Annotated in this window: 11 protein-coding genes, 1 tRNA gene and 1 pseudogene; 6 read left to right on the top strand and 7 right to left on the bottom strand. The window is 38.3% G+C overall.

Annotated elements, in window-relative coordinates; translation table 11 throughout:
• The first annotated feature begins 18 nt into the window (after positions 1-18).
• Both RSJ42_RS06270 and RSJ42_RS06275 read left to right on the top strand, forming a co-directional pair.
• Positions 19-1485, top strand: coding sequence for a sensor histidine kinase (locus RSJ42_RS06270; RefSeq protein ID WP_410509815.1), 1467 nt, complete (start codon positions 19-21; stop codon positions 1483-1485).
• Between the two features lie 506 nt (positions 1486-1991).
• Positions 1992-2708 carry an RAD55 family ATPase gene (locus tag RSJ42_RS06275; protein WP_410509816.1) on the top strand — a complete coding sequence of 239 codons (717 nt, stop codon included), beginning with the start codon at positions 1992-1994 and terminating at the stop codon, positions 2706-2708.
• A gap of 274 nt (positions 2709-2982) precedes the next feature.
• On the opposite strand, the gene RSJ42_RS06280 is transcribed toward RSJ42_RS06275, so the two are convergent.
• Positions 2983-3861 (bottom strand): methanogen output domain 1-containing protein, encoded by an 879-nt coding sequence (locus tag RSJ42_RS06280; protein WP_410509817.1) that lies wholly within the window; start codon positions 3859-3861, stop codon positions 2983-2985.
• The gene (locus RSJ42_RS06285; RefSeq protein WP_410509818.1) at positions 3830-4552 is read right to left on the bottom strand and encodes an ATPase domain-containing protein; all 723 of its coding nucleotides are present in this window, start codon (positions 4550-4552) and stop codon (positions 3830-3832) included. Before RSJ42_RS06285 ends, RSJ42_RS06280 begins: the two co-directional genes overlap by 32 nt.
• Before the next feature lie 569 nt (positions 4553-5121).
• Between RSJ42_RS06285 and RSJ42_RS06290 the strand changes: the two genes are divergently transcribed.
• From RSJ42_RS06290 to RSJ42_RS06305, 4 genes are all read left to right on the top strand, one after another.
• Positions 5122-5215 (top strand) — tRNA-Arg (locus tag RSJ42_RS06290).
• 146 nt (positions 5216-5361) lie between these two features.
• Positions 5362-5832 (top strand): GNAT family N-acetyltransferase, encoded by a 471-nt coding sequence (locus tag RSJ42_RS06295; RefSeq protein WP_410509819.1) that lies wholly within the window; start codon positions 5362-5364, stop codon positions 5830-5832.
• Positions 5833-5995: 163 nt separating this feature from the next.
• A complete protein-coding gene (locus RSJ42_RS06300; protein ID WP_410509820.1) occupies positions 5996-7267 on the top strand; it encodes a hypothetical protein in 1272 nt (423 codons plus the stop codon).
• A gap of 223 nt (positions 7268-7490) precedes the next feature.
• Entirely contained in the window at positions 7491-7688 is a 198-nt protein-coding gene (locus tag RSJ42_RS06305) for an MM0924 family protein (RefSeq protein WP_048139701.1), read from the top strand.
• Between the two features lie 2269 nt (positions 7689-9957).
• Here the strand turns inward: RSJ42_RS06305 and RSJ42_RS06310 are convergent.
• The 5 genes and pseudogenes from RSJ42_RS06310 to RSJ42_RS06330 form a co-directional block, all read right to left on the bottom strand.
• A complete protein-coding gene (locus tag RSJ42_RS06310; protein WP_048048142.1) occupies positions 9958-10203 on the bottom strand; it encodes a hypothetical protein in 246 nt (81 codons plus the stop codon).
• Between the two features lie 23 nt (positions 10204-10226).
• Positions 10227-10382, bottom strand: a complete 156-nt coding sequence (locus RSJ42_RS06315; RefSeq protein ID WP_155400538.1) for a hypothetical protein — start codon at positions 10380-10382, stop codon at positions 10227-10229.
• An 808-nt stretch (positions 10383-11190) separates the two neighbouring features.
• A pseudogene (locus RSJ42_RS06320) lies at positions 11191-11603 on the bottom strand (transposase); the annotation flags it as partial.
• 266 nt (positions 11604-11869) lie between these two features.
• Positions 11870-13441, bottom strand: coding sequence for a homoserine O-acetyltransferase MetX (locus tag RSJ42_RS06325; protein WP_048048143.1), 1572 nt, complete (start codon positions 13439-13441; stop codon positions 11870-11872).
• Between the two features lie 2 nt (positions 13442-13443).
• Positions 13444-13677 carry a PLP-dependent transferase gene (locus tag RSJ42_RS06330; protein WP_048048144.1) on the bottom strand — a complete coding sequence of 78 codons (234 nt, stop codon included), beginning with the start codon at positions 13675-13677 and terminating at the stop codon, positions 13444-13446.
• Between the last annotated feature and the right edge of the window lie 49 nt (positions 13678-13726).

The following is a 13726-nucleotide window of genomic DNA, read 5'->3' on the forward strand; positions in this document are numbered from 1 at the left end:
TATTGGGGTAGTAATTTGATGAATATGGAAAAGAAAAAAGGTGACGTTCCCGAAGAACATGGAGGGGTTGATGAAACTCTTGACGATGTCTTAAAACTACATGGTAAATTGTTAAAAATGGGTTTTGAGGGAATCGCTGAAGATGTGTTAAGAATACGTGATAACCTGTCGAAGATAAAGGAAGAAAAAGATAAAACAAATATCGATAAACAGAATAACAAAGTTTCTGAGGAGGGGGGGGGTAATGCTTCAACATTGACTTCACTTTTTCTTAGAGATAAAAAGGGACACATATATGGGAAGATTGGAGTAAACTCAGACGTATCTTCAGAAGAATTTCTGGAGAATGAACCAGGTAGAGGCGAAATTTCGAAAGAAGATCTACAGCAGAACGCAGAAAATTATCGCCTGTTCTTGCAAGATGTAAGAAAATCCATAGGGCTCTGGCTTGATGAAAATCTTGTTCCAACCTTTATAGACGGAGCTGTTAAAGAAATAACTGGTTATGATAAGGAAGATTTCCGCTCTATAAATCTTAAGTGGATTGAACTGGTTATACCTGAAGATCGATTTTCAGTTCTTGAACACATAGAATGGGTAAAGTCGAATCCCAACACTTATGCAGAACTTGAATATCGAATACGAATGAAAGATGGAGAAGTTAGATGGCTCAGAGGGATTATACATGTTCTTCCTGAAAACCAGAAATCTCACGCTGCCTTCCAAAGTTTTGTCTATGACATCAATGAACAGAAACGAGCTGAAGAAAGAAAGATAAAGATTGAAGACGCTCAAAAAAGAGAAATTCACCATAGAGTAAAAAATAACCTGCAAATAATTTCATCGCTTCTTGATTTGCAAGCGGAAAAATTAGCTAGCAATAATGTCTGCGACACTTCAAAAGTTCTTGAAGCCTTTAAGGATAGCCAGAACCGTATAGCTTCAATGGCTATGATTCATGAAGAACTTTATAGATCTACAATCAAAGAGTCTTTTGGTCTTGATTTTTCGGCATACTTAAAGGATCTGACCGCATACATTTTTGACTCATATAATACAAAAAATGATGCCATTTCCTTGAAGTTAAAATTTGACCAGGTCAATCTGGGCATGGATACTGCGATTCCCCTTGGAAATATTGTTACAGAACTTATTTCCAATTCCCTGAAATATGCCTTTCCGAATGAAAGCGAAGGAGAAATCAGCATTCTTCTTTGCAAAAAAGAGAATTACAAACGATACATAGAAAATTTAGGGAATTTCTGGACAGATTCTCAGTGTCAAGGTATAGAAGATCTACAGTTCGTTCTCGTTATAAAAGACAATGGAATCGGCTTGCCAGAGGATACTGACTTCAAAAAGGCAGACTCCCTTGGGCTTCAGATTGTAACCATTCTTGTTGAACAGATAGACGGTTGTATTGAGCTTAAAAGGGATAATGGAACAGAGTTCGCTATATGGTTTAAAGATATTACCTCTGTGTAAAAATAAAACTGAACTTTTAGTTTGAATCAAAACTCATCTCCAAAAGTTAAACTATGCAAGAAATTGTACCCGTAAATATTAGACTTTTTATTATAGACTTTTTATCAAACAAACATCGTAAAAAGAGAAAACTGAGTTTTTGGCTGGAACAACTTTTTAAAACAAACGGTTTTGCATTATTCCTTCAAAACAGCGTACAAAAAATTTGAGTTAACTATATCTCCACTATTAAGTGTGAAAGGTAAATTCGAACCTCATCCTCAACCAAACAAAACCCTATTCTTTTCTCAGAATAAGGACAATTACCCTATTTTGAAGGGATACTGTTTAAACTATGTTATTCACATGCAATCTTGTGAGAAATATAAAATAATCGATAACACTATAAAGTAGTTAAGACAATTATGTTAACAGAACAATTTAATTAACAATTTATTCTGGAATATTTGATCAATTCGGGCTATTCGCTTTTAAAATATATTTGTCGCGACTGAAGATGTGATAGTATGGAAAAATTGCCTACCGGAGTGGAAGGATTGGATTTACTGATGGAGGGAGGGTATCCTGAAGGAAAGAGTATTCTTGTTACCGGGCCTCCGGGTTCAGGAAAAACTATTCTCGGGCTTCACTTCCTTCATAAGAGCTGCCAGGACGGCAGGAAATGTATACTGGTCCTTACCAGGGAACTTACCAACGATGTTCTTGCTCAGGCACACAGCCTCAATCTTGACCTTGAGCCATTCATTGAAAAAGGGCAGCTCAATATAAGGAATATATTCGAAGACAAAATAAACAAAATCAAAAGCGTTTCTAAGTTTGGAAAAGGGCTCTGTGCCGTGGATACGGATATCATCGAGTACCTGAGTTCCATGTCTTCGGAAGTTGACGTTGTGGTCATTGACAACATTGGAGTGATGGCTATAACTCACGATATGAGAGAATTTGCAGACGAGTTCAGTTCTATAAGCATTATCCTTATGAAAAACGGGTGTACAAGCCTTTTTGTTATGGATGAGGATTCTTATAACCGGACAGATAAGCTTACGGGTTATATGGTGTTCGGGCTGTTGAGGCTCATAACACAGGAGAACTTCAGTTCCGGAAAAACAAAGCAGTATCTTTATATTGAAAAAATGAGGAATACCCCGGTTCCTGTCAAATATTCCTTATTTGATATCACTTCTCATGGAATTCGAGTTATCTCAGGTATGAAATCACATTGAAATGGCTTAAAATTATTTTTCGCTGCTTGAAATAGTCTGAAAAAGCCCGAAAAGACTGAAAAGAACTGGAATGCTTTTTTTAATTTCCTATTTTTTAATTTCATTTACTCTTTAAGTTCTTTATCCCTTAACCTGAAAACAACGCTGAGATAAAGAATAAAGGATAACAGAAAACAAAAGAAGACAAGATAAATGAAAACAGAAATGCTTTCAGAAAATGTTTTGCAATAATAGATCGGATAGAAATTGGATTCAAACAAAAATTTAAAAAATATTAAGCTGCTCTGATGAGAAACTCACAGCAGTCGTTTCTGTTTCCTATGGTTTTTAGAGCTTCAAGCTTGCAGCCTGCATCTACTTTCAAGGTTATGTTTGAAAATATTTTTCGAGTGAGTGTGCAGAGTATAGGGTTTTTGCGAGCTTCTTCTCCTTTCCATGGGCATTTTGTTCCTTTGACTACCCAGGTCTTTCCACTCTCGTCCATTTTTGAAGAAAAATCTCCGCCCAGCTGGTTCATTATTTCGGCACATACACTACCTGCATAGGCCAGATCCATTTCCCTGTTTTCGAAATGGTACATTTCAAGAAGTGTCTTCTCTACCATTCCTGTCATCTGGTTTATTATTACTTTCTTTTCTTCATTGGATACGGACTGAAGAAGAGTAGGGATTACGGCTGTAAGGATGCTCTGTACTCTGTTTTTTACTTCGAGGCTGTCCCTGTCAGCAACCAGCCTGTCGTGAAGGTACTTGACTCTGAGCAGGGATTTCACTCTGGTCTTTAGCTCAAGCCTGTTTATGGGTTTCGTGAGAAAATCATCAGCTCCGGCTTCAATCCCTTTTATCCGGTCTTCTAGTTCCGAAAGAGCGGTAAGCATAAGGACAGGAATAAACTGGGTTTCGGGATTTTCCTTGAGAAATTTGCAGACTTCATAGCCATTGACTTCAGGCATCATAACGTCCAGAAGAACGATATCGGGATTTTTCTCTCCGACTTTCTGGAGAGCCTCTTTTCCGCCGTAAGCGCAGATAACCTCATAAGGTTCAACTGCAAGGTAAGCTTCCATCAGTTCTACATTTTCCTTCATATCATCTACAATCAGGACTTTTGGTTTATCTTTCTCATTCAACAAGGCTTCCTCCTTTGGTTTCATGAATTCTGATCCCTTCGGATGTAATCTCAAAAATAGACATATCCGGAGAAATAGGAGTACTGCGCATCTTGGGTATGCACAGGTAGCGTTCCATTTTTCCCAGGTACGCGTTCTCTTTTACCAGAAGCCGAATAGAACCGTAGACTGAATACTCTGCAAGCTGATTGGTCAGGTTGTGCGCTGACTCATCCATGATCAGGAGTGTGGTGCAGCCTTTTTTTCTCAGGAGATAGTTAAGTCCGTCAAACTGGTCCCTTAGCTTGTGCCTGGAAGCTCTCAGAGCAAAGGTCCCCAGGTTATCTATGACAATGCATTCTGTTCCTTCACGTATGAATTCTATAAGGTTCGGAAGCTCAATGTCAAGGCTTTCGGGTTTAAAGCCGTATCTCGTCTGCCCTATGATTTCCGAGCGGCTCTCAAATATGCTTTCTATGACAAGCTGCCCGTTTTCATAGTAAGGTTTAATGTCATGCCCAAGTAATTGTGCCTGGTAGAGAATATCTTCAGGAGTTTCTTCGGTTGCGATCATCAGGCATTTTCGTCCTTCAACACAGTTCCTGTGAAGAAAATGGATCCCATAAATGGTTTTTCCACTCCCTGCTACACCTGTTATCAGGGTTGTTTTATTCACAGGATAACCCCCGCTTAGTTTTCTATCCAGTTCTTCTATGCCTGTTGAAACTCTCTCCATTTTACTAAGCCCTCATTCTTCTGTTTATTACTCCCCGTCTCCTTTCCATTCTCTCAGACAGTTTTTTGCAGTAATTATGAGTTTTAGATAAATCAATTAATTTTTACACTGAACCAATTAATTTTTTACAGTGGCCTCAAGCCTAAACGCACCACTTTTAAACATATCACTTATTGCAGGCAAGACAAAAAGACTCTCTACTTTGTTTTATTTGTAAAGATTATATATGTCTGGCTTCTAAAATTGACGGATATAAGTCTTTATGATATCGGAAATTACTTCTATATATTAAAAGAACTTTTGTAATATAAAAGTTATGTCTGCAACAGATTCTTTTTTTCTTTTAGGCAAAACCCTTATTTTTTTAGACAGGAATAAGGGTTAATCAGCTCATAATTTAGATCAATCTGTTTATTTTTATTTTACCTGTTTTTTCTGCCTGCTGGCGGGCATTGACTTTGTGTTTACTGACCGCGGCAGGTCTTAACTTTTCTTTTTTTCTTTCCTTTTTTCTTAATTTTAAGAGAAACCTTTAATATGGATAGTTACTATCAATAGTGCGGCACCGCGGGCTCGTGGGGTAGCCAGGATATCCTAATGGGCTTCGAAGTAAATCTTTTATGAAGATACCCATTGACTCGTGTTCGAATCGCGGCGGGCCCGTAATTAATTCTTTTTATTCTTTCATTTACTTACACGAACCCTGCAAGTCTATTTTTTTAAGCTCTTTCATATATATCAAAGAATATTAACAGCATTAACAATATTAAAGTTAAATTATGAAGAGCAAATTGAAAAGAGGCCTCTGAATGGAAAAAGAGCCTGAGCCCCTTATGGAAATAAAATGGATCGATGCAAAAGAGGATAAAGATCTAAAAGATGCTAACGATCTGAAAGATGCCTTTTTTGTCCGAAGAGAAGTTTTCATAAAAGAACAGAATGTGCCGGAAGAAGAAGAGTTTGACGAAGCGGACCCTGAATCTCATCATGTAGTTATATATGCAGATGGAAAGCCTGTAGCCACAGGCAGGCTTTTTAAAACTGAAGAAAGCTGGCTTATAGGAAGGATTGCAGTCCTTAAAGATTACAGAGGAAAACATGCAGGAAAACTCGTTGTGGAAAAACTTCTGGAAAAAGCCTCTGAAATGGGAGCAGAAGAGATTCATGTTCATGCGCAGACGCATGCAACTAATTTTTATAGAAAATCAGGCTTTGTTGAATATGGGACTACGTTTCAGGAATCTGGAATAGAGCATATATCCATGATAAAAAGGCTGTAATTTATTAACGTGTTCATTGTTTAATCTTGCACGTAGCATGAGTTAGTCCTGAGTATGCTCTTTAAATTCCAGGTCATATAGATAAATCCTTATTTGCTGAACAAAAATCATATAGATAAATCCTTATTTACTGAAAAAAATTCTATAACATGAGCTGGTATAAATGACTTGGTATGCAATTGATGCGGTAGATAGAGCTTTTTCAAGGACAAGAAGAGCTCTTTTCGAGCCTTTTGATTTCTGGAAATGGGTAAAACTTGCAATTATCATCTTTTTTGTTGGCGGTATAGGATCCAATTACGGAGGTTCCGGGTCCAACTATCAGGCAGGTTCCGAAGATTTCGTAAATGACCTTCCCAGTATCGAACCTGAAGAGATTCCTTACCTGCCTTCCGGGATATCCGGGCTTGGATCTGGCTATATTGAGTCCATATCACCCCTCGCAATTATAGCCGCGATAATAGGTTTATTTGTTCTTTTCATCCTGGTTTTTTCTTATATTTCCAGTACTATGGAGTTTGTCTTTGTAGAAGCCCTGGTAAAGAATGAGGTGCACCTTAGGGCATATTTTAGAAAATTCATGAGGAAAGGTCTCAATCTCCTGCTGATACGTTTAGCTATTGGGATTATTTTCCTGGTGCTTCTTTTGCTATCTTTTTTGCCTTTTATCCCTGTCCTGCAATCAGACTCCCCCGATTTTGCCGTGCCTGCACTTGTAGGTGGATTTTTCTGGATTTTTGGCGTAATTATTTTTCTTGCCCTGATAGGGGCAATTATAGGCTCTTTCCTGAGCCTTGCAATCCCCATTTCCATTTACAGGCAAACAGGAATTCTTTCGGCTTTCCGTATGGTCTACAGGAACTTCAGGAAAAGCTGGCAGGAAGTTCTGATCTACTGGTTCATCAGGTTCGCTCTCGGATTAGGAGTCGGCATCCTGGCAGTGATCCTCTTCGGGCTGCTGATACTTGCTTTAGCTGTTGTTTTCATTATCGTTGATATGATTCTTTATTTCCTCTTCTCGATGGTAGTATCAGATCCCATTAACTGGCTACTTCTGATTCCTTTTGTTCTGTTAGAATTTCTGTTTATCTTTGCAACCCTGATGTTGTTAAGCGTACCACTTTCAGTTTTTCTAAAGTATCATTTGCTGAGTTTCCTTGAAATCTGGTTTATCGATGCAGACATCCCATTTTTTGACAAAACTCCAGCGGTGCCGGAGATAGAACCCGGAATGGAATCAGAAACAGGTCAGGGAACACAGTTAAACAAGCCAGAGCAACATTCATCTGAGCAGAGCATATTGGAACAGAAAGAAAATGAATTGTCTGGTTCCGGATCAGGGGATTCTGGCGGTTCAGGCGTTCCAGGCGGCTCGGGTGATACGGATGGCTCAGGTGGTTCAGAGAGTTCGGTCAGTTCAGAAAGAAACCAATAATGACTTTAGGCCATAGGACCGACTGAATTTTGTTTTAAAATGCCCCCGGTGCTAATCAAGAGGTTCAAATAAACCTCTATCTCTTTTTTATCTTACTATTCTGAACACAGTTCAGAATCCCTGTTTTTTAAGTTATAATATACCATCCTGATGCTAACTATACTGGGTAAACACCACACAGGTCTCACCATATTCAAAGAGTGAAAAATTGGAGTTGATCAGCATGAAACAGGAATTCATTGAAAAGTACTACCTTGGCAAGGAAGTAGAAATTGACATCGGGGGAAACACAACATACAGAGGAATAGCAGCAGAATGCAATGACGGAGTCCTGAGCCTCAAATGGACTATAAAAGAAGAGGGTTACACGCATATTGAAATAGAGAAAATTGCCGTAATGTGGAAAACTCTGAGAAAGTAAGGAGACATTAATATAAAGCCGTGTAATGAAACAACGTTGTAAAGTGTATTGTAGAAGGCATTAATATAACGTTAAAAAGTTTGCTTGTAATGCATGATTTAATTCGCTGTAGAAACAAAAAGCACTTTTGTTCTTTTATACTCAGGCTATATTTCTACAACCGTTTTAAGGAGAGGATTAAAACCCTCCCCATTTTATCCCCTGTCTTCTGTTCCGTTATAGCAGTTATCATCCTTCGAGTGTAACATACTGGGCCAGAACAGGAAAAGGTAAAAAATGCTCTCTTAAACCGGAAAACAATTTTTAATTCACTTTATGCCAGAAATCCAGCCAGCCTGTCTGAAGGCATCTGCCAAAAAGAAGAAAATCACGAGAAAAGTACCATGATAAAAGACTTTAGAAATAATATTAAAGCATTTTTCAAATGATAATTAATCCTGCTCTTTTCTTAAATCTCTGCTTTTTGTGTTTTTTTACAGATGGATTTGCTTTTTTCTCCTCAAGAAAACCCGCTCTCTTTTGTCGAGAATGACAGGAATTACTCAATATAGTGAATGATGCCGCGAATTAAAGATGATTTTAACTTGATTAACTTTTAGTCTTCATGCGCTATTCACCCTTTAACTCAAAAATTACTCCTCTTGAGCGAGCGAAACGAGTGAAAAGGACTGCATATATCCGGGGCGGGACTCGGGTATCTCAACCCAAAAATTAGTCCTCTTGAGGAAGCGGAGCGACCGAAAAGGACGGCGTACTGTTGCGATTACATCGCAACTCCCATGAAATCATAGATTTCATGTTATCCCGAAGCGCAACTCGGGCAAGACAAATCTCGGACTGCAAAGCCGCAACTCCGATACTCAACTTAGAAAAATATACTATCTTATCCGGGGTACAATAAAGCTTAAATTAAGTACAGTAATACTGAATAAACTGTTTGGCGTGCATCAGGTCCTTTTATTTGTCTGAAAAGCAGGTGTTTGCTTTTCCGGAAAGGGATTTTGTACGTTAGATATTTGATACAAGTCAGTATACACATGCCCAGTAACAGATATTAAATATACTTTAATAGATTTGGTACATTACCTCTCAGACGGTACATTACCTGTCAGATGTTTGTTATCAGTCAGAACTTTATTATTTACTGACCATAATTTGCTCTTAAATTGCCCTGAACCCAGTCCGCTGGATTAACCGGCAGTTTCAGCCCATCAGTACTAAAGTTGCAAGTATCGGTTTGTCCTGATTGCTGATAATCACTGATGATCGCTTGGTAAATCACAAAGAGTTGTTTATAAAGAGTTATTTATAAGGACTGTCTATAAGCTGCAGGACAGGATTGAATAGACAGTTTACTTAAATTTATCTTTCATCAGGGAGACTCCCATATGATAGAAGATAGTTAGACCTGATTTCTTTTATGTTTGCCTTTCTTTCTAAAAATAGAAAAAAGCGATAACTGAAATGAAACATAGCAGAAGAGAGAAAAGTTTGAGGTATTGAAGCAGGGTTTTGGTTCTCCCTGCTTCAAATGGTTGATTTATGGTAGGGCAGGAAATAGTAGACCTGCCTGTGAGATGCTAGGGACAAAGCATAACCCCAGCTTTTTGTCATAAGCCTGTATTTTCAGGGCATAGATGATTATTGTGGAATGGGTTTTTCAGGTTTCCAGCCTTGTGCACTTTATTATATGTCTTTAAAATTATAGGTCTTATGAAAAATGAACATATGAATGATTTACATATGAAGCCTTCCATCGAGTTCAAAATTATGTCACCTGATACGTGTAGACAGTAAAAACGCTAACATTCAGGCTATTTGTCTGTCTGTCTGTCTGCTTCGCACAGACGCACGTCTAACTATATCTAAGATAAACTAGCAAATTTTTCAAAAACAGTAAAGGGAGGCTGAAATTATTCTGTCGACACTTAGTCCTATAATGATAAGTTTGTCTATTTGTCTACTGGTATCGTTTTGATTTGTTCTTCAAACTGGCAACATGTCAACCGACAGTGTCTGCTGTGTATTTTTAGTTTTTTTAGCTTTGTTTTGCCTTCTTCCCTGCTTTCCTTTTCAAAATGCCTTTCAGTATCAGAGACATTCCTTCAGGTATTTTCATCTCTCTTTTCTTTGCCTGAAACCTGCTGAACTCTCCTTTACACCCTCTGCAAGGGTATTTCTTTAGGACTTTCTAACTCTAAGTACTAATTCTGAAAAGACGTTTTAGATTCGATTTGTCCCGGTACAGACTGGGACTTTTCTTCTCAGTTTAACAGATTTGTTCAGGTTGAACACTTGTCTTAGCCTTATTTCTCTGTGCAAATTTTTCCCCTGCTAACTTTCTAGTCTCTGAGGGTTCAGGGTCCTTACCCAGCCTGTAAGCCCAGAGAGCACAAGAGCTGAAAGGTCCTGCACTGGGACCACTTGTACAATTCTCAACTTCCTGGTATGATCCATTACAACATTCTAAGCATCTTTTCCTGATAACTTCAAGTAGTTCTGTCTTTGTAGTCATTTCAAACCCCCCCTAACTGAAAATTATTCTAACTTCTCAATTATTATCTTAATTTCGTTATCTGCTTCACCTTTCATAACGTGTGCTATATCCCCTTTCTCAATCCCCATAGATCTGGCTAACTTCACAGGTATGCTGACCATTACCCTACCTGTTTTATCAATCTGTATGGAACTCAAAAGTATAAACTCCTAGTATAATATTAGGTTGTTATTGTACTTAAATGTATCTTTTTAGCTACATTCAGATACTTTTTATATATGTAATACAAGACTTAACTTCCACTAATAGCTTTATTAGTGGTTTCATTATTTGCCTGATTAGTAATTACCTGCTTTTTAGCCAACTCCAGAAGAATGAAAAAGGTCCCTTTTTTCAGTTTGGTTTAGTTGACAGTATTAAAGATTGGTCAACAAAACCTCTCAAAACCCTAAATTTTTGATCTCAAAACCTGGGATTTTTGCCAGTTTAAAACAAAATCAAATTATTTAGTTGACAAGATTACTACTTTTGTAAACTTCAGGTTTTATCCTACTATACGACCGAATAGGACATTCAACCCATTCGTTAAATGTGGTAAAAAATTACCACTTTCGATTTTAAAATAATATCCTTGAAAAATGTCCTTTACTTGTCGGAAGCGGACATTATGGATATGTGTAAATTCTACGTAGAAAGTACATAATAGTCAAAAAGGGTACGTATATACATATTTTAAAAAAAGTCAGAAAAGGAATAAGTTAAAATCAAAAGTTGCGAGAACAGTTCTTCTGTCTTATTGAGGTAAGTCTTATAGCCCCCTTTTCCCTGTCAGAACACAAAGAGAAATTCTCAACATCTATCCAACCAACACAACGAACATACTTTTCCGGAATTGTTATGGTATATAGCTTTTCAGACTTCGTTTTTGTGAATTTCATAACATGATATCACCACAAAAAAGGAAATAAACTACAACTAGTAAAAGTAGTCATATTGTGTCCACCATATGTAGCGTTTTCTTCCTTTGATTTTCTTGCCAGAATCATAACAGCGTATTCCTGAGTTTCTGTAGTTTTAACGGACTGACTATCCAAATCACTGCACTTGGCTCTGATTCTTTACCATATGCAATTATCAGTTCAGTCCTGAGTGCAGCATTTACACGTCACCAAAATCCATTAAGTCGCCAAAGACGGAAATAATGGTAAATCGTTTTCCAAGGTGGAAATTCATGGGGTAGCATTCGCCAAGCACAAAAATAGTAATAAATAGAAAATGGAGTTTAGTATTTCTCGAGAACTATGAACTCAATTTTTACCTCTATTATTTCTTGGATCCGGAAAATGAGGTTTAATTAATTCCCATTTTTGACCGGATAAATCACTGGAATAAGAAAGCCTTATAGATCGTTTTGACATTAAAGAAGAAGCAGGAAAAAAGGAGTATTTAATTTTAAGACAGCCTCTAAGTTAAATGCAGTCCAAATTGAGGAGAATTTCAAGTGAGTCAAAAGTTGATTAGCTTCGAATTATTCCTTTTTTCAGTCTTTTTGTTTGTCTTGACCTTTGATGGGATAGTTAAAAGTTTTATATTTTTGCCTCTCATTTTTCACTGAAATCTGGACTGCATAAGATTCATTACCGTACTTAGCAATTCTTCCTCAAGACTAATCAGTTTTTCTTGTCTAACTAAATTTTCCAATAAGGGCGCTTATACTTTCACTTGTAACAATACCTATTACACGGTGCTCGCAATCTATTACAGGAAGTGCGGAAATAGAATGTTTCTCCATTATTGAAGATGCATGTTCAATCCTTTCATCTTCATAGACGTATTTTACATCTCGTGATATGATTTCATCCAGCTCATTAATTTTACACGCTACTGCTTTTGTAATATCCCAGGATGTGACTATGCCTTCGAGTTTTCCCTCCTCTGATATGACAGGCAGGTGGCTTACGCATTCTTTTACCATAAGCCTTGATGCGTGCTCGATTGTTTCGTCTCTTGAGACCGTATAGAAGTTCCGGTTCATGACATCGCTTACGAGAACTTCGGAAAGAAAGCTCCTTATCAGGTAGCTCAACTGTCCCTCTTCAAGCAGGAAAGCGTCATGCCCATATTGGGATCTGATTTCTTCATATCTGGCATCTACTCCATTCGCAGTAAGAGCCGACACGATCTCCTGAGACTGGTATGGAGGATAGAGCCAGTCAGAGGATATTGAGATTACAAGATATTTTGCAGTAACTCCGGAAAAGCCTTCTATAAGGGAGCCGTTCTTTGAGAGGTCAAAATAATCCACTGCTTTTGTAATGTAGAGATATGAATTGGCATCAAAACGCTTTGTAAAATTATCTCCCTGATGGTTCAGGTAATTTTCAACCTGGAAGTTTGGAGCGAATTCGTGGGAGAGCTCAGAGGAGAATTCAGACAAACTCGCGCTTGCCGTATCTTTTGTGCCTGCTACATACGAATCCTGCTGGAGCCTTCCGAACTTTTTTTGCATTGAGGCATCGCTAAGGTATGTGATATGCCCTATCATGCGGGCAAGTGCAAGGCCCTGGGATGGGATCTTTTTTCCATAATAGTCCCCTCCGTTCCACTTAGGGTCGTCAGTAATTGCTTTCCTGCCAATTGCTCCAAATGCGATTTGTTGAGGGGTTGTGGATGCAGTTGTTGCTATTGCAATCGCTTTTTTCACCATCTCGGGATAGCTGACCGTCCACTGAAGCACCTGCATTCCGCCCATAGAACCGCCAGCAACCGCAAAAAGTTGCTTTATTCCAAGGTACTCGATTAGTTTTTTCTGGGCATTAATCATATCTCTGATAGTGATTACAGGAAAGGAAATTCCGTAAACTTTTCCGGTCTCAGGGTCTATGGAAGAAGGACCTGTAGAACCTTTGCAGCCTCCAAGGATGTTTGAGCAGATTACGCAGTATTTTTCAGTATCAAATGCCTTATTTGGACCGATTACAATGTCCCACCAGCCGGGTTTTCTGTCACCCTGGTGGAATCCGGCAGCATGAGCATCTCCGGTCAGGGCATGACATATCAGAATGACATTGCTTTTGTCGGCATTCATTTTTCCGTAAATTTCGTATTCTATCTTGACACCAGAAAGATTTTTTCCGCTTTCAAGGTCAAAGGGACCCGGGATTTTATAGTTCATTGAGCGGACTATCCCGACACTCTGACCTTTTTTCCCCAAAAAAAGATTTTTAAAAGAAGATTTTCCGGAAGAAATTGCCATGATTAAACCTCCGAAAGTGCCTGCTTCAGGTCAAAGGTAAGGTAATTCTCGCCTTCGATCCCCGTGGAAAGCCTGAAAAAACTTTCAGTTTCACCACATGTGCTCTGTTCTTCCTTTAACAGCCGCTTACAGGTTGCTGGTGCGGAATGAATTACAGGGCTCTTTGAATCCCAAATTCTTCTTTCCTTATTCTTATTTCCGTTTTCGTCCACAATCTCACCTTGTCTCCAGAACATATTCGAAAAATTTCCCTTATATCCTCAGGAGCAAACAGGGCTTCAGGTT

It is taken from the genome of Methanosarcina hadiensis, assembly GCF_046529725.1.
GTDB classification, from domain to species: domain Archaea; phylum Halobacteriota; class Methanosarcinia; order Methanosarcinales; family Methanosarcinaceae; genus Methanosarcina; species Methanosarcina hadiensis.

Bases quoted from the DNA above. Each gene is read 5' to 3' on its own strand.
- RSJ42_RS06270 (WP_410509815.1), top strand. From the start codon at position 19: ATGAATATGGAAAAGAAAAAAGGTGACGTTCCCGAAGAACATGGAGGG.
- RSJ42_RS06275 (WP_410509816.1), top strand. From the start codon at position 1,992: ATGGAAAAATTGCCTACCGGAGTGGAAGGATTGGATTTACTGATGGAG.
- RSJ42_RS06280 (WP_410509817.1), bottom strand. From the start codon at position 3,861: ATGAAACCAAAGGAGGAAGCCTTGTTGAATGAGAAAGATAAACCAAAA.
- RSJ42_RS06285 (WP_410509818.1), bottom strand. From the start codon at position 4,552: ATGGAGAGAGTTTCAACAGGCATAGAAGAACTGGATAGAAAACTAAGC.
- RSJ42_RS06295 (WP_410509819.1), top strand. From the start codon at position 5,362: ATGGAAAAAGAGCCTGAGCCCCTTATGGAAATAAAATGGATCGATGCA.
- RSJ42_RS06300 (WP_410509820.1), top strand. From the start codon at position 5,996: ATGACTTGGTATGCAATTGATGCGGTAGATAGAGCTTTTTCAAGGACA.
- RSJ42_RS06305 (WP_048139701.1), top strand. From the start codon at position 7,491: ATGAAACAGGAATTCATTGAAAAGTACTACCTTGGCAAGGAAGTAGAA.
- RSJ42_RS06310 (WP_048048142.1), bottom strand. From the start codon at position 10,203: ATGACTACAAAGACAGAACTACTTGAAGTTATCAGGAAAAGATGCTTA.
- RSJ42_RS06325 (WP_048048143.1), bottom strand. From the start codon at position 13,441: ATGGCAATTTCTTCCGGAAAATCTTCTTTTAAAAATCTTTTTTTGGGG.
- RSJ42_RS06330 (WP_048048144.1), bottom strand. From the start codon at position 13,677: ATGTTCTGGAGACAAGGTGAGATTGTGGACGAAAACGGAAATAAGAAT.